The organism is Micromonospora sp. WMMD987, from assembly GCF_029581435.1.
Classification (GTDB): domain Bacteria; phylum Actinomycetota; class Actinomycetes; order Mycobacteriales; family Micromonosporaceae; genus Micromonospora; species Micromonospora rifamycinica.
The window spans coordinates 2,327,175-2,344,159 of the sequence record NZ_CP120861.1; the positions used below are offsets into that span (position 1 = coordinate 2,327,175).

7 protein-coding genes are annotated in these 16,985 nt (G+C 73.1%); 4 read left to right on the plus strand and 3 right to left on the minus strand.

What is annotated here, in order from left to right:
* Positions 1-459 precede the first annotated feature (459 nt).
* Together O7612_RS10240 and O7612_RS10245 are read right to left on the minus strand one after the other, a co-directional pair.
* On the minus strand, positions 460-5,925 hold the full coding sequence (locus O7612_RS10240) for a carboxyl transferase domain-containing protein (RefSeq protein WP_282272547.1): 5,466 nt from the start codon (positions 5,923-5,925) through the stop codon (positions 460-462).
* A gap of 296 nt (positions 5,926-6,221) precedes the next feature.
* Complete coding sequence (locus tag O7612_RS10245; RefSeq protein WP_282272548.1) at positions 6,222-6,932, minus strand: YoaK family protein; 711 nt, start codon at positions 6,930-6,932, stop codon at positions 6,222-6,224.
* Positions 6,933-7,118: 186 nt separating this feature from the next.
* Between O7612_RS10245 and O7612_RS10250 the strand changes: the two genes are divergently transcribed.
* From O7612_RS10250 to O7612_RS10260, 3 genes are all read left to right on the plus strand, one after another.
* A complete protein-coding gene (locus tag O7612_RS10250) occupies positions 7,119-8,219 on the plus strand; it encodes an NYN domain-containing protein (protein WP_282272549.1) in 1,101 nt (366 codons plus the stop codon).
* Positions 8,220-8,294: 75 nt separating this feature from the next.
* On the plus strand, positions 8,295-8,513 hold the full coding sequence (locus tag O7612_RS10255; RefSeq protein ID WP_067305065.1) for a hypothetical protein: 219 nt from the start codon (positions 8,295-8,297) through the stop codon (positions 8,511-8,513).
* 291 nt (positions 8,514-8,804) lie between these two features.
* Positions 8,805-10,070 carry a family 16 glycosylhydrolase gene (locus O7612_RS10260; protein ID WP_282272550.1) on the plus strand — a complete coding sequence of 422 codons (1,266 nt, stop codon included), beginning with the start codon at positions 8,805-8,807 and terminating at the stop codon, positions 10,068-10,070.
* Between the two features lie 154 nt (positions 10,071-10,224).
* Here the strand turns inward: O7612_RS10260 and O7612_RS10265 are convergent, their stop codons facing one another.
* Entirely contained in the window at positions 10,225-11,163 is a 939-nt protein-coding gene (locus tag O7612_RS10265; protein WP_282272552.1) for a superoxide dismutase, read from the minus strand.
* 364 nt (positions 11,164-11,527) lie between these two features.
* On the opposite strand from O7612_RS10265, the gene O7612_RS10270 reads away from it, so the two are divergent.
* Positions 11,528-16,954 carry a type I polyketide synthase gene (locus tag O7612_RS10270; protein ID WP_282272554.1) on the plus strand — a complete coding sequence of 1,809 codons (5,427 nt, stop codon included), beginning with the start codon at positions 11,528-11,530 and terminating at the stop codon, positions 16,952-16,954.
* The last annotated feature ends 31 nt before the right edge of the window (positions 16,955-16,985 follow it).

Consider the following 16,985-nt stretch of genomic DNA (forward strand, 5'->3'; position numbering starts at 1 on the left):
TCTCCTGGCCCTCGTCCGGGTCGGGCTGATCCGGTTGGTCGTCGTGTCGTGGTGTCGTCCGGGTCGGGCCGATCCGGTTGGTCGTCGTGTCGCGGTGTCGTCCGGGTCGGGCCGATCCGGTTGGGCGACACGTCCTGACATCACTACGCCGGACAGCCTTATGCCACAGCGGCATATCTATGCCGCTGTGGCATAAGGCTGTCTGCGACAACCACTTCCCGGCCCCACCAGGGAAGTTCTCGTGTCGAGTCGCCCCGGCTCCACCACCGGGCGGCCAGGCGTCGAGGTGTCCGACTCCATGGGTGGTGTCGAGGTGCTCCATCCCACCGGTGGTCCGGTCGGGTGCCGAGGTGTCCGGCCCTATCGCCGGGCGGGCCGTCGGCGGGCGGGCCGTCGGTATCGGCGTACCCCGACCGGGCGGATCCGGGCGGGGTACGCCGGCCGACACCGGCTGGAATGTCACCCCAGGCGGGACTCGATCGCCGCGATGATGCGGGGGCGGAGTTCGGCGGCCCGGATCACCGCGTCGACCGACCCGACCTCGACCGCCCGCTGGATGTTGTGCACCCGGTCGAACTCGGCCGCGACCTCGCCGAGCTTCTCCGCACGGACGGCCGCACGGATCTCGTCGAGTTCCGCGGTCAGCGCGGCCCGCTCGGTGCCGGTGGCCGCCGCCATCCGACCCTCCAGCTCGCGGACCCGCAGGTCGGCGGCGGTACGGGCGTTGACGTCACCGGAGAACACCACCGCCGCGGCCGGAGCGCCGCCGAGCACCGAGGCGAACGAGCCCTCCAGCGCCAGCACGGTCATGTTCGGGTTCAACGCCTTGGAGAAGACCACGAACGCCCCGCCGTGGTACCGGGAGATCACGCAGAACACGATGGGTCCACGGAAGTTGACGATCGCCCGGCCGATCTCGGCCCCGTACTCCAGTTGCAGCTTGCGCATCGACTCGGGTGAGCCGTCGAAGCCCGACAGGTTGGCCAGCACCACCAGCGGTCGGTTGCCGCTGGCCGCGTTGATCGCCCGCGCGGCCTTCTTGGACGAGCGGGGGAACAGGGTGCCCGCGGTGTAGGTGTCCGGGCCGTCGGTGGGCGGGAAGCCCCGCCGGGGCACCGACCGCGACTCGATGCCGAGCAGGCAGACCGGGATACCGCCGAGGTGGACGTCCTGCACCACCGCGGTCTCCGCGTCGGCCATGCCCGCCCAGCGCTCCAGCACCGGGTGGTCCTGGTCGGCCAGGGCGCGCATCACCGTACGGATGTCGAACGGCTTCTTGCGGTCCGGGTTCGCCGTCGCGGAGAAGATCTCCCCGACCGTGGTGAAGTCACTGCCGGCCACGGTGTGCGGGAAGACGGTGACGTCCCGGTCCACCGGGTCGATGGTGGTCGCCCGGCGCGGCGCGTCCTCACCGGGAGCGACGTACGTGTGGTCGTAGTACGCCATGAGCACGTCCCGCGCCGCCGTCAGGTTGGGCGCCCAGTACTGCGCCTGCCCGTTCGGACCCATCACCCGGTCGTAGCCGCCGATGCCGAAGTTGTCCTCGGCGGACACCCCGCCGGAGAAGTCGAGGGACTGCTTGCCGGTGAGCACCATCGCGGCCTCCGGCGTCATCACCAGGATGCCCCGGGTGTGCATGAGCATCGTCGCCTCGGCGTTCCAGTACGGCTGGGCGCCCACGTTGATCCCCGCGACGACGATGTTGATCTCGCCGCCGTCCTGGGTGAACTCGACGATCCGCTTGAGCGCCGCCGCCACCCAGTCCATGTTCTCGGTGCCGGAGGTCATCGAGATCCGCGCGCCGGCCGACAGGGCGTACCACTCCAGCGGCACCCGCAGCCGTTCGGCCAGGTCCAGCGCGGCGATCACCCGCCGGCACTCGCCCTCGGAGAGCGCGCCGAGCGACTTGGTCGGGTCGCCGAGCAGCACCACCCGGGTCACCCCCTGCGGGTGCCTCGGCGTCGGCGTGGTGACCACACCCGCGACGATCGCCGCCGTGTTGCGGCCCCGGGGCCGGTCCACCGGCACCAGCGCGTGGTCGTCGTCGAGGTCGTGCTCGACGAACCTGCCGAGCAGCCCGGTCAGCTCGTACGGGTACACCGTGTTGCGGCTGCTGGCCCGCAGCACCTTGAGCCGGTAGTCGTCGAGCGGCTCGACCGGGTCGGCCGGGGGCTCGCCCATGGTCAGCTCGGCTCCGCCGGTGGCGTCGAAGGAGATCCGAACCGAGATCTTGGCCAGCTCGCCGGTGCGGCGGTCGCGCTGCCGCGCGATGAACAGGATCTCCTCAAGCCCGGCGCCCACCGTGGTCGGCCGGACCCGCTCGGCGATCATCTCCATCTCCTCGCGGGTCAGGTCGCTCGGCGGCCAGACGTAGATGACGATCCGGTTGGTGTTGAAGCGGGTCTTCGACGGGCGGCGGGTCTGCGCCCGGCGGATCGAGTCCAGGCAGGTGGCGACGATGTCCTCGGCCGTCGGCAGGGCCACCAGCCGGCCGTCCTGCTCGCGCAGCGGGGTCAGGTCCCGCACCTGGGCGAACGCGACGAGCCGCTCGTCCGACGGGTTCTCCCGCGCCACGGCCTGGAAGAGGTAGACCTCCTCGTCCGACGACGGCAGCCGGGTCAGGTCGAACTTACGCAGCCGCTCCAGCTGCATCCGCTGGGCGATGTACGGGTGCAGGCCGCGGATCAGCCGCTCCTCGCTCATCCCGGTGCTCGACGGGCGGAACGTGAAGTGGTGGTGCATCACCGCACCACCCCGCCCGGCCACCGTGGTGGTGAGCCGGCGGACCTGGGACGGCAGTGGGTGCGCGTTGACGACCTCCAGCAGCGCGGCGGCCATCGCGTCGAAGTCCTCCGGCTGGTTCTCCCAGCCGAGGTAGATGTCGGCGTCGACGGCGGAGCCGTCCCCGGCCAGCTCGCCGAGCCCGCGCAGCGCGTCGCCGAGGGCGTCGAAGCGTACCGCTGCGGAGACCAGGCTGGAGTCGGCCCGCTCGGCGACCACGAACGTGCAGTCGGCGACCCGACGGGTGCGCACGTCGGCCAGACCCTTGTTGCCGTAGTACCGCCGGGTCAGCACCTCCAGCATGACCGCGTTGTCGAGGTGGTGCCGGACGAGCCGCTGGCCGAGCACCCGGACCAGGGGCTCGGTGCTGCGGACCATCTCGGCGACCCGCTCGGCGCGGTCCGCCGAGTCCGGGTGCGCGTCCAGGTGACGCAGGTGCCGGCGGACCGAGGCGTACAGCCGGGCTCGGTTGCGTAGCAGCAGCGGCTGGGCGAACCAGGCGAACACCACCCCGCGCGCCAGGTCGGCGACGACCGGGAAGCGGACCTGCGTCGCCGCCACCAGCCGCTCCAACGCGAGGCCGGCGGGCTCGCGCAGCACCGCGTCCGGCGGCGGCTCGCGCAGCCAGGCGCGCAGCAACGTCGCGACGACGGTGGCGTCGGCGGCGGCCCGCTGCTGGGCCAGGAAGATCCGGAACACGGCGGCCTCGAGCGCCGGGGTGCGCTCCAGGTCGGTGACGCCGTAGTGCCCGAGCGCCTTGGCCAGCTTGGCCTGGAAGGGTGCCGGCAGCCCGGCCCGCTCGACGTCGAGGCTCTGCAGGTAGGTGTGGAAGTACTCGCGGGCGCTGGGGGCGTGGCTGTCGCCGCTGCCGTCCTCGCCGGTCAGCCGGTTGCGGCTCAGCTCGGCGAGGTCGGCGAAGACGTCGACGAGGTCGATCTCCTCGGCCAGCAGGCGGTGGCCGTCCTCGATGGCGGCCCGCCGCGCGGCGAGGTACTCGTCGAGCACCCGGCCGTCGTCGTGCGGGTCCATGTCGAAGCCCAGCAGCAGGCCGCGCAGGTCCTCCTGGCCGCGCCGGGACCGTTCGACCGCCGGAGCCAGGTCAGGCGCGACGGGCAGGTCCAGCTCGACCGGTGGGGCGGTGGGGGCGTCGGCCGGCTCGTCGGTGGCGTCGGCCACCGGTTCCAGCCGCAGCAGCGCCGCGCCGGCCTCCACCTGGCTGCCCACCGAGACGCCGCACTCCTTGAGCCGGGCGCGGAACGGTGCCCGCAGCACCGTCTCCATCTTCATCGCCTCCAGCACCAGCACCGGTGCGCCCGCCTCGACCTCGCCGCCGATCTCGACCGGCGTCGCGACGACCAGCGCGGGCATCGGCGAGCGGATCACGCCACCCTCGTCCCGGCCGACCCGGTGGGTCACCCCGTCCACCTCGACCAGGTGGATCGCCCCGTGCGTCCCGGTCAGCAGCCGGTACCGCGCGCCGTTGACGGCGATCTGCCCGGTGTGCCGGTCGAACCGGTCCAGCTCGACGTCGGCGGTACGCACGTCGCCACCGACCTCGATGCCGACCCGGAACCGGTGCGCGCCGATCCGGGCCACCCGCATCCGGTAGCCCACGCCGCGCAGTTTGAGGTCCAACGGTCGGCCGCTGGCGTGCTGCACCTGCGGGCGTCCGCCGAACGCCGTGGACAGCAACCGCTGCTGCTCGGCGCGCTCCTGCTCCTCGTACGCCTCGATCGCGGCGGCGGCGAGCGCGACGGCGGAGTGCCGGTGCGACACGAGCCGGCCCTCGCCGCGGACCCGGTCGATCCAGCCGGTGTCGGCGCTGGCGTCGATCACCTCGGGCTGGTCGAGCAGGTCGAGCACGAAGCTCTTGTTGGTCGCGCCGCCCTCGATGATCACCGTGGTGTTGGCCATCGCCCGGCGCAGCCGGCCGAGCGCCTCGTCGCGGTCCCGACCGTAGGCGATGATCTTCGCGATCATCGAGTCGAAGTCGGCCGGGATGGTGTCGCCCTCGCTCACCCCGGTGTCCACCCGGATGCCGGGCCCGGCGGGCAGGTCCAGCCGGGCGATCCGGCCCGGGGCGGGGGCGAAGTCGCGGTCCGGGTCCTCGGCGTTGAGCCGGGCCTCGATGGCGTGCCCGCGCTCCACCGGCGGCACCCCGTCGAGCCGGCCGCCCGCCGCGACGTGCAACTGTGCCTTGACCAGGTCGAACCCGGTGGTCAGCTCGGTGATCGGGTGCTCCACCTGGAGTCGGGTGTTGACCTCCAGGAAGGCGAACAGCCGGTCGCCCGGGTGGTAGAGGAACTCGACGGTCGCCGCGCCGCGGTAGCCGACCGCGACGGCCAGCCGCTCGGCCGACGACTTGAGTTCGGCGGTCTGCTCCGGGCCGAGCACCGGTGAGGCGGACTCCTCGATGACCTTCTGGTTGCGCCGCTGCACCGAGCAGTCCCGGACGCCGAGCGCCCAGGCGGTGCCCTGACCGTCCGCGATCACCTGCACCTCGACGTGCCGGGCACCGGTGACCAGGCGCTCCAGGAACACGATCCCGCTGCCGAAGGCGCGGGCCGCCTCCTGGCTGGTGCGCTGGTAGGCGTCGGCCAGCTCGGCGTCGCTGGTGACCACACGGATGCCCCGCCCGCCACCACCGGCGGTCGCCTTGAGCATCAGCGGGTAGCCGATCTGGGCGGCGGCGGCGATCGCGGCCTCCAGAGTCTCCACCGCGCCCCGGCTCCACGGAGCGACCGGCACGCCGACCTCCTCGGCGATCAGCTTCGCGCCGATCTTGTCACCGAGCTTGCGCATCGCGTCCGGGCTCGGCCCGACGAAGGTGATCCCGATCTTCTCGCACAGCTCCGCGAAGGCCGGATCCTCGGCGACGAAGCCCCAGCCGACCCAGGCGGCGTCGGCCCCGGTCTCGACGAGGGCGTGCTCCAGCCGCTTCAGGTCGAGATAGGGCCGGGCGGACGCGGGGCCGAGGTCGTAGGCGATGTCGGCCTCGCGGACGAAGGTCGCGGTGCGATCGACGTCGGTATAGAGGGCCACGGTTTCGATCCGGGTGTCGGTCTGCGCGGCCAGCTCTCGGACCGCGTGAATGAGGCGCATCGCGGCCTCACCCCGGTTGACGATGGCGACACGGCTGAACACCCGATCGACTCCTCCGGTAGATCCACGAGTACGCGCCGCAAGGCATCGACCCCTGACAGCGATCACCCTTCCGGGTGCCGGCCGGTAGCGCCATGTCGTAATCACCGAACCCTGAGCGGTGACCGTTGTAGGAAACCCACAAAAGTTTTTGGCCTTCCCCGCCCGGTCCGCCGGGGGCCGCGCCGTCCAGGCAGGTCGCGGGGCCGGGCGGCGGCGATGGCCGCAGCCGGGGGCTCAGTGGCCCCCGGTGGCCGCGTTAGAGGGCTCAGTGGCCCCGGGTGGCCGCGTTAGAGGGCTCAGTGGCCCCCGGTGGCGGGTCCGTCGTCGGTGGGTGTCGCGGCGGCGACCTCCCGGTGCCGGATCACCGCGATCAGCGTCGTGCCGAGGGCCAGCAGCACCCCGGCCACGAGCAGCGCCACCGCCCCGTTGACCCGCAGGGTCAGCACCGCGGCGACGAAGGCGCCCAGTCCCATCGCGGTGATCGCCCCGAACCGGCGTAGCCACGCCGTGCCGGGTCCGCCGGCCGCCCGGCTGTCCGCGGAGAGGTTCACCATGGTCATGGTCACCACGACCGTGGAGAGGTCCCGGATGCCGATGTGCTTGACCGCGGCGGCCTGCGCACCGAGCACCAGGGCGAGCAGGGCGGTCGTGACCAGCATCGCGCCGTGGCTCGGCGGGCCGCTGCCGAGCCAGACGCCGGCCAGGGCGAGCGACAGCACGCTGCCGCCGACCAGGATGGCCAGGCCGGCGGCGGGCAGCTTCGCCGGCCCCGGCGCACCCCGGGTCAACCGGGCGGCGAGCACCGCGCCGAGCATGAACGCCAGCAGCGCCACCAGGTTGTTGAGCACCGGCAGGCCGGACACCCCGGCCAGCCCGAAACCGATGAAGAGCACGTTGCCGGTCATGTTGCCGGTGAAGACCCGGTCCAGGGCGAGGTAGCTGACGCCGTCGACCGCCCCGGTCGCCGCGGTCAGCACCAGCAGCGGCAGCTCGTACCTCTTGGTCATGGCCCTTCCGATGATCGTTTCCGGCCGGGATTCTACCCGTGAGCTGCGACAACGCGTCAGGAGGCCGGACCGTGGCCGCCCACCGGCCCGGCCGGCGCCCCCGGCGGAAGGCCCGCCCACCGGGTGCCGCCGGACGGTTCGACGTGGCGGGGTGGTGCCCGGCGGGTGCGGGCGTACGGTGGTCAGGTGGATCAAGAGGATCGGATCGCGCTCTTTCTCGACTACGAGAACCTGGCGCTGGGGGCGCGGGACCACCATGGCGGGCGGGCGTTCGACTTCCGTCCGATCGCCGACGCGTTGGCCGAGCGGGGGCGGGTGGTGGTGCGCCGGGCGTACGCCGACTGGTCGTACTTCGACGAGGACCGTCGGATGCTCACCCGCTCGCACGTCGAGCTGATCGAGATCCCGCAACGGATGGGGGCGTCCCGCAAGAACGCCGCCGACATCAAGATGGCGGTCGACGCGGTGGAGCTGGCCTTCGAACGCGGCTACATCTCCACCTTCGTCATCTGCACCGGGGACAGCGACTTCACCCCGCTGGTGCACAAGCTCCGCGAACTCAACAAGCGGGTGATCGGGGTCGGGGTGGAGAAGTCCACCTCGGCGCTGCTGCCGCCCGCCTGCGACGAGTTCCTCTACTACGACCGGCTGGAGGGCGTCGACGTCCTGCCGGTCCGTGGCCGTCGTGGTCGCCCGGCGACCCGCCCGGCGGAGCCGCCGCAGGCGGGTCAGGTGGACCGGGAACCGGTCGAGTCGGCCGAGCCGGAGCGTCCGCCGGCCGCCGAGGAGCCGGTACGCGACGCGGACGCGCTCGCGGTGCTGGTCGCCCAGACCGTGGCCGGGCTCCAGGGCAGCTCCGACGGCGAGGTGACCGCCTCCCGGCTCAAGCGCACCCTGCTGCGCAAGGACCCCACCTTCAGCGAGTCCGACTACGGGTTCCGGACCTTCGGCGAGCTGCTCCGCCATCTCGCCGGGCACAACGTCGTCGAGCTGGCGGAAGGACCGGCCAAGGGCGACCCGGAGGTGTCCCTGCCGGAGCACGGCGACCAGGAGGTGGCCTTCGCGTTGTTGCGGACCGTGGTGGCGGAACTGGCCGCGGCCGGGGGACCGGTGGCGCTGTCCGGGCTCAAGAACCAGCTCCGCCGGGCCCGCCCCGAGTTCAGCGAGAAGAAGCTCGGCTACCGCAGTTTCCTCCAGTTCTGCAAGGCCGCGGCGACCGCCGGGGAGGTCGCGCTGGCGTGGAGCGCGGAGGCCGACGACTATCTGCTCACGCCCCGGCAGGGGTGACCGGGCGGGGTCGGCGGCGGGCCTCGACGAATTCGTGACTCACGTTCCACGGCCGAGTTGCTATACGGTCGGTGAATGATGGTCGAGGAGCACTGGTGGAACGGTGACCCGAGCCCACGCGGGCGGCGGGACGTGTACATCCGTACCGACGGGGAGGCCTGGGAGGTCCAGGCGCAGATCGGCGGGGCGTCGGGTCGCTCCCGCGTGCAGCAGTGCCCGAGCCGGGCGGCGGCGTTGATCCTGGCCGACGCCTGGCGCGGCAGTAATCCCTCCTGGCGCGGTCTGCACCGCTGACCGGCGGGCCGGCGGGCGGTCCGCGCCGCGTCCCGCCCGCATCGGCCCCGGTCGACCGGCCACTCCCGGGCTGAGCGCCCCCTTCGGGGAGGCCCGCCCCCGCGACAGTCGCGTGCGACACCTCTGGCTACCGAGAGTGACTTTCCTGTCACCATCGCGGTGTGCATGGCGGGCGACGGCCGGAGTAACTGTCAACTTTCTTGACAGAAGTGCGGGAAATCGACATCCTTCGTGGAGAGCGCTCTCCCCGACATGCTCCCCGCCTCCGATGTCGCCCCGAAGGAGCCTCACGTGCCCGGAACCCGACCCGTCCCCCGGTCCCGACCCCTCGCCCGCGCCGCCGTCGCCCTCGTCACCCTCGCCGCCGCCCTGGTGCTGCCCGCCCAGGCCGAGCCGGCCGCCGCCGCCATCGGCGGCATCACCTGGCAGGACGAGTTCAACGCCGGCGCCGGCACCCCCGTCGACCAGAGCCGCTGGCGCTTCGACATCGGCGGTGGCGGTTGGGGCAACAACGAGCGGCAGTACTACACCAACAGCACCAGCAACGCCGTCCACGACGGACAGGGCAACCTGGTCATCACCGCCCGGCGGGAGAATCCGGCCAACTACCAGTGCCACTACGGCCGGTGCGAGTACACCTCGGCCCGGTTGCTCACCGCCGCCACGTTCACCCAGGCGTACGGCCGGTTCGAGGCCCGTATCAAGATCCCGCGCGGGCAGGGCATCTGGCCGGCGTTCTGGATGCTCGGCAACGACATGGGCGGCGCCGGCTGGCCCGCCGCCGGCGAGATCGACATCATGGAGAACATCGGCCGCGAACCGAACACGGTCTACGGCACCGTGCACGGCCCCGGCTACTCCGGCGGGGGCGGCATCACCGGCAGCCGCTCCATCGGCCAGCCCCTCGCCGACACCTTCCACACCTACCGGGTGGACTGGGAGCCGAACCTGATCGTCTGGTACCTCGACGGCGTCGAGTACCACCGCGTCGACCCGTCCCGGCTCGGCGGCAACCGGTGGGTCTTCGACCACCCGTTCTTCATGATCCTCAACGTCGCGGTGGGCGGTAACTGGCCCGGCTACCCCGACGGCTCCACCCAGTTCCCGCAGCAGATGCTCGTCGACTACGTCCGGGTCTCCAGCTACGTGCCGGGCGGGGGCAACCCGCCGTCGGGCACCACCCGGATCCGGGGCGCGCAGAGCGGCCGGTGCATCGACATCCCGAGTTCCAACCCGGTGGACGGGGCCAAGCTCCAGATCTGGGACTGCAACACCACCGCGGCGCAGGCCTGGACCTTCGCCGGTGACGGCACCGTGCGCGCGATGGGCAAGTGCATGGACCCGGCCTGGGCCGGCACCGCCAACGGCACCGAGGTCAATCTGGTCACCTGCAACGGCAACCCGGCCCAGCGGTTCACCCTCAACGGCGCGGGGGACCTGGTCAACCTCAGCGCCAACCGGTGCGTCGACGTGCGGGACCAGAACCCCAACAACGGCGGGAAGCTGCACCTGTGGGACTGCCTCGGGGTGAGCAGCCAGAAGTGGTCCCGGGCCTGACCGGCCCGAGCGCCGTCGGGCCGGCCGGTACGGCCGGCCCGACGGTCGTGGAGCGGCCGTCCCGGCACACCGGGAACCCCGGATCCGTCGGACCGGTCCGGGGCGGCGGCCCCGGGGGCACCCGCGACGTCCGCGCGTACCCCCGGGGTGGTGGTCAGGCCGGGCGGACCGCGACGATCGCGTACGGCGTGGTCGGCGTCGGCGTCGTGGTGAACCGGGCGTTCGGCAGGTAGAGCCGGCCGAGCGCCTTGGCGACCGTGGTCGGCACGTCGAAGTCCGGGTCGGTGAGCGTCCCGGTGACCGTGCCGGCGGTGCCCGCCCGGTCCAGCGCGACCACGGTGATCTGCTGCAACCGGTTCTGCACCACGTAGAGGGTGTCGCCGTCGCGCAGCAGACCGTCACCGGCGACGAACGAGTGCCCGGGTACGTCCACCACGGTGGTCGCCCCGGTCACCGGATCCACCCGGAACAGGTTCCCGGTGTTGGACTGCACCACGATCAACGCCCGGCCGTCCGGGGTGTCCGCGATGCCGTTGAGGTTGATCGTGTCCGGGACCTGCTGGTACGCCCCGGTCAACGGCAGCGACGTGACGGCGTCGGCCGCGGGCAGCGCCCCGTGCCGGCCGAACGGCACCCGGTAGAGCACCGGCCGGTACGAGTCGGTGAACCAGGCGGCGTCGTGGGTGAGCACGACGTCGTTGACGAAGCTGGGCGCGCTGGCGAACGGGTAGCTCGCCAGGATCCGCCCCGTCCGGGAGTCGACCACCCGGGCGTCCCCGGTGGTGCCACCGGCGACGAAGAGCCGGCCCTGCCGGTCGATCTTGAGGCCGAGCGACGGAGTGCCGGTCGGCGGGCTGAGTTGGCTGCCGCGCCCGGTCACCAGGTCGACCCGCTGGATCGCGCCGGTGGCGCGGGAGCCGAGGAAGGCGTACCGGCCGGCGGTGGCGATGCCCTCGGGCTGGAAGCCGTCGGGCAGGGCGATGACGTCGGGGAGGCGCTGCGCCGGTCGGGCCTGCGCCGGCGTCACCGCGACCGTGGTCAGCAGCGCGCCGGTCAGGGTGAGGGCGAGGGTGGTCCGGAGGCGTCTGTTCACTGTGCTCCTTCGGGCCGGCAGCCCGGTGCCGGTGGTGATCCGTGTGGTGTCGGGCTGCCGAGGGTCGTGGGGCCAGGACTCTCCCGACCTTACGTCCGTCCCCGCTCCGGTGCCCGCCGGGCAACCCCAGCCCGGGGTCGGGCCGGGTCGACCGCGCCGCCGACAGTCGAGGTTGGACCCCCGACGCCTAGGGGGCGCTCTGGGGGCGGTAGGGGGTCTAGGGTGCGGCGGGCCGCCGTAGGGTCATCGCGGACAACCAAGAATGCCTGTAGAAGCTCTCTGTTTCGACAATTTCCGCCGCGCTGACCCGTGAGTCGATATTGGCCCGGGTCTGCCCGGCTGGGTCTAGTGGCGGGAGACGTAGATGGAGAACGAGGAGAAGCTTCTCGGGTACCTGAAGCGGGCCACCACCGATCTGCGGGAGGCCCGCCGGCAGTTGCGTCAGGCCGAGCGCCGGGAGTACGACCCGATCGCGATCGTGGGCATGAGCTGCCGTTTCCCGGGTGGTGTGGACAGCCCGGCGGCCCTGTGGCAACTCCTGGTCGACGGGACCGACGCGGTGTCCGACTTTCCCGAGGACCGGGGCTGGAATGTCGAGGACATTTACGACCCCGACGATTCCAAGGCCGGTAAGACGTACGCGAGGACGGGTGGTTTCCTGTCCGACGCCGCGCTTTTCGACGCCGATTTCTTCAGCATCTCTCCGCGCGAGGCGCTCGCCATGGACCCGCAGCAACGACTGTTGCTGGAAGCGTCCTGGGAGGCTTTTGAATCGGCCGGCATCGACCCGGTTTCGGTGCGGGGCAGTCGTACCGGCGTGTTCGCCGGGCTGATGTACCACGACTATTCGAGCCGGCTGCCGACGGTGCCCGCCGAACTGGAGGGCTTCATCGGCACCGGTAACACCGGCAGCATCGTCTCCGGTCGGGTCGCCTACGTGCTCGGCCTCGAAGGCCCGGCGATCACCGTGGACACCGCCTGCTCGTCGTCGCTGGTCGCCCTGCACCTGGCGATCCAGGCGCTGCGCCGCGAGGAGTGCACCCTGGCGCTGGCCGGTGGGGTGACCGTGATGGCCACCCCGGAGACATTCGTCGACTTCAGCCGGCAGCGGGGCCTGGCCGCCGACGGCCGGTGCAAGCCGTTCGCCGCCGCCGCCGACGGCACCGGCTGGGCCGAGGGTGTCGGGGTGCTGCTGGTCGAGCGGCTCAGTGACGCCCAGCGCCACGGGCACCGGGTGCTGGCCGTGGTTCGGGGCACCGCGGTCAACCAGGACGGGGCCAGCAGCGGCCTCACCGCCCCCAACGGCCCGTCGCAGCGCCGGGTCATCGCCGACGCCCTGGCCAACGCCCGGCTCACCGCCGACCAGGTGGACGCGGTCGAGGCGCACGGCACCGGCACCCGCCTCGGTGACCCGATCGAGGCCCAGGCGATCCTCGCCACCTACGGCCGGGACCGTGAGCAGCCGCTCTGGTTGGGCTCGGTGAAGTCGAACCTGGGCCACACCCAGGCCGCCGCCGGGATCGCCGGCGTGATCAAGATGGTGTTGGCGATGCGCCACGGCCTCCTGCCCCGCACCCTGCACGTCGACCGGCCCACCCCGCACGTCGACTGGACGGCCGGGGACGTCCGGCTGTTGACCGAGCCGGTGGACTGGCCGGAGACCGGGCGACCCCGCCGGGCGGCCGTGTCGTCGTTCGGGCTCAGCGGCACCAACGCCCACGTGGTGCTGGAGCAGGCCCCACCGGTCGAGGACACCGAGCCGGTCGAGGTCGCCGAGCCGCCGGTGGTGCTCTGGCCGCTGTCCGCCCGGTCCGCGGCGGCGCTGGCCGGGCAGGCCGGACGGCTGGACACCCGGTCGGGCGAGGCGCGTCCGGTGGACGTGGGGTTCTCGTTGGGCGTGGGCCGGGCCGGGCTGGAGTTCCGGGGGGTGGCGGTCGGTCGGGACCGGGTCGGATTGTCGGCGGGGCTCGCGGGGTTGGCCGCCGGTGGCGGCGTGTCGGGTCGGGTCACCACGGGTCGGACGGCGGTGGTGTTCACGGGTCAGGGTGCGCAGCGGGTGGGGATGGGTCGTGACCTGGCGGCGGCGTTCCCGGTGTTCGCTGCTGCCCTGGACGAGGTGTGTGCCGCGTTCGCCCCGCTGCTGGGTGGTGATCTGCGGGAGGTGATGTTCACCGATCCGGATGGTGTGCTCGATGAGACGGGGTGGACGCAGCCGGCGTTGTTCGCGGTCGAGGTGGCGTTGTTCCGCCTGGCCGAGTCGTGGGGGTTGAAGCCGGATTTCGTGGCGGGTCACTCGATCGGTGAGCTGGCCGCCGCGCATGTGGCGGGGGTGTGGTCGTTGGATGACGCGTGCCGGGTGGTGGCGGCGCGGGGTGGGTTGATGCAGGCGTTGCCTGTTGGTGGGGCGATGTTGGCGGTTGCCGCGCCGTTGGCGGAGCTGGACCTCGGTGACGTCGACGTGGCGGCGGTGAACGGTCCCCGGGCGGTGGTGGTGTCGGGGACCGAGGAGCGGATCGCGGCGTTGGAGGCGTCTCTGGAGGTGAAGACGCGCAGGCTTCGGGTGTCGCACGCGTTCCACTCGCATCTGATGGATCCGATGCTGGCCGACTACGGGCTGGTCGTCGGCGGGGTCACCGCCCATCCGGCGGGTGTTCCGTTGGTGTCGACGGTGACCGGGGATCTGGCCGGCGATGACGAGTTGGGTTCGGTTGGGTACTGGCAGGGTCAGGTGCGGGGGACGGTGCGGTTCGCCGATGCGGTGGCGGCTCTGGCGGCTCGTGGGGTGACCCGGTTCGTGGAGATCGGGCCGGACAGTGTGCTGACCGCGATGGTCGGCGACTGTGTGGACGAGGCGGTGGCGATTCCGTTGCAGCGGCGTGCTGGCGGCCGGGTGCGGTCCGGGACCGTCGGTCCGGTGCGGCGGGACGCGGAGGACCAGGTGGTGGCGTACGCCACCGGGATGGCGCAGGCCTGGGTCACCGGGATCGACCTGGACTGGGCGGTGGTCAACCCGGGCGGTCGGCAGGTCGACCTGCCCACCTACGCCTTCCAGCACCAGCGCTACTGGCTCGACGTGCCCCCCGGGGCCGGTGACACCACCGGGCTCGGCCAACTGCCGGCCGACCATCCAATGCTCGGTGCCGTCGTCGACCTGCCCGGCACCGGTGGCGTGGTGCTCACCGGCCGGCTCTCCCGTACCGCCCAGCCGTGGCTCGCCGACCACGCGGTGTTCGACACCGTCCTGGTCCCCGGCACCGGGCTGGTCGAACTCGCCCTGCGCGCCGGTGACCAGGTCGGCTGCCCGGTACTCGACGAGCTGACCATCAACGCGCCACTGGTGCTGCCCGCCGACGGGGACCTCGCCCTGCGGGTCACGGTCGACGCCGCCGACGACAGCGGCGCGCGTACCCTCGGCATCTGGACCCGGCCCGGCGACGCGGCCGACGACACCGACTGGACCCGGCACGCCGAAGGGGTCCTGGTCCGGCGGGCCGGGGCCGACCCGGCGGCGGCCGACCTGTCCGCCTGGCCCCCCGCCGGGGCCGAACCCGTCGACCTCGACGGTCTCTACCAGCGACTGCGCGACCACGGCTACGGCTACGGGCCGGCGTTCCAGGGGCTGCGCGCGGTGTGGCGGCGGGGCGACGGCGACGCCGCCGAGATCTGGGCCGAGGCGGCGCTGCCCGAGGCGGCGGCCGCCGACGCCCCCCGGTTCCTGCTGCATCCGGCGCTGCTCGACGCGGCACTGCACGCCAACCTGGTCGACGAGGGCGCGGGGGACACCCCGCTGCCGTTCTCCTGGCGCGGCGTCACCCTGCACGCCGCGCACGCCGCCGCCCTGCGGCTGCGGATCTCCCCGGCCGCCGCCGACAAGCTGGCCGTCACCGTCGCCGACGGGCACGGCAACCCGGTCGCCACCATCGAGCAGCTGGTGGTCCGGCCGGTCGCCGCCGACGCCCTCGGCGTCGCCGCCCGCAACCGGCACCGCCACCTGTACGAGGTGGACTGGCAGCCCGTCCCCACCCCCGGCGTCGCCGCCGCCGACTGGACCCTGGTCGACGTCGACGCGGACCTGCCCGAGCCCGGGGCCGGCACCGTCGTGGTCGCCCTCGACCCGCCCGGCACGGCACCGGACGCCGTGCACCGGGACACCGAACGCCTGCTGGGGCTGCTGCGCCGCTGGCTCACCCACCCGGGGTACGCGCACAGCACGCTGGTGCTGCACACCCGGGACGCGGTCGGGGCCGGTGACACCCGGGTCGACCCCGCCGCGGCGGCCCGATGGGGGCTGGTCCGCGCCGCCGAGGCCGAGCACCCCGGCCGCTTCGTGCTGGTCGACACCGACCGCACCGGCGAGGTCGACACCGGACACCTCGCGGCGGCGCTGGCCACCGGCGAGCCCGAGGTGGCCGTCCGGGACGGCCGACTGCTGGTGCCCCGGCTGACCCGGCTGCCCGTCGACACCGCCGCCAGCCCGTGGCCCGCCGACGGCACCGTCCTGATCACCGGTGGCCTCGGCGGGCTGGGCAGCCTCGTCGCCCGGCACCTGGTCACCCGGCACGGCGTACGCCGGCTGCTGTTGACCGGGCGCAGCGGTGCGGCCACGCCCGGCGCGACGGAACTGGTCGCGGACCTCACCGCCGCCGGTGCCGACGTGGCGGTCGCCGCCTGCGACGTCGCCGACCGGGACGCGGTCGCCGCGCTGCTCGCCGACCACCCGGTCGCCGCCGTGGTGCACGCCGCCGGCACCGCCGAGAACGCCCTGGTCGACGCCCTCACCCCCGCCCAGTTGCACCGGGTGCTGCGGCCTAAGGTGGACGCCGCCTGGCACCTGCACGACCTCACCCGTGACCACGACCTGACCGCCTTCGTGCTCTTCTCCTCGTCGGCGGCCTGGGTGGCGGGTGCCGGCCAGGCCAACTACGCCGCCGCGAACCTCTTCCTCGACGCGCTCGCCCAGCGCCGCCGGGCCGACGGCCTGCCGGCCATCTCGCTGGCCTTCGGCCTCTGGGACACCGGCACCGGGATGGGCGGGCACCTCGACGACACCGACCTGCACCGGATGCGCCGGCTGGGAATGCCCGCGATGACCGTCGACGAGGGGCTGGAACTCTTCGACGCGGCCGTCGCCACCGACCGGGCCAGCGTGGTACCGGTACGGGTCGACCTGGACGCGCTGCGGCGGCGCACCGACGCGCTGCCCGCCGTGCTGCGCGGCCTGGTCCGCACCCCGGCCCGACCCACCGCCACCGCCACCGGCGGCGCGACGGCCGGCGGACCGGCACTGGCCGAGCGGCTCGCCGGACTCTCCGACGCCGACCGGGACACCCTGCTGCTCGACCTGGTGCGCACGCACACCGCCGCGGTGCTCGGTTTCCCCGGTCCGTCCTCGGTGGAACCCGGCCGGGCGTTCAAGGATCTCGGCTTCGACTCCCTCGCCGCCGTCGAGTTCCGCAACGTGCTCAGCACCGTCACCGGGCTGCGGCTACCCGCCACCCTCGTCTTCGACCATCCCGAGCCGATCGCCCTGGCCCGCGCGCTGAAGGACGAACTGGTGGTGCCCGACGCCGACCCGGCCGCCGCCGTGCTCGCCGACCTCGACCGGTTGGAGAAGGCCCTGACCGGGGTGCCCGACGACGAGCACGCCCGGATCACCGCCCGGTTGGCGGCGGTGCTGCGCGGCTGGCAGGACCGGGCCGGTGGTGACCCCGACGACGCCCGGCACGACTACGAGTCCGCCACCGACGAGGAGCTGTTCGACGTGCTGGAGAACGAGCTCGGCATCTCCTGAGCACAGCCTCCGACGAACCTGCGGCGCGGCA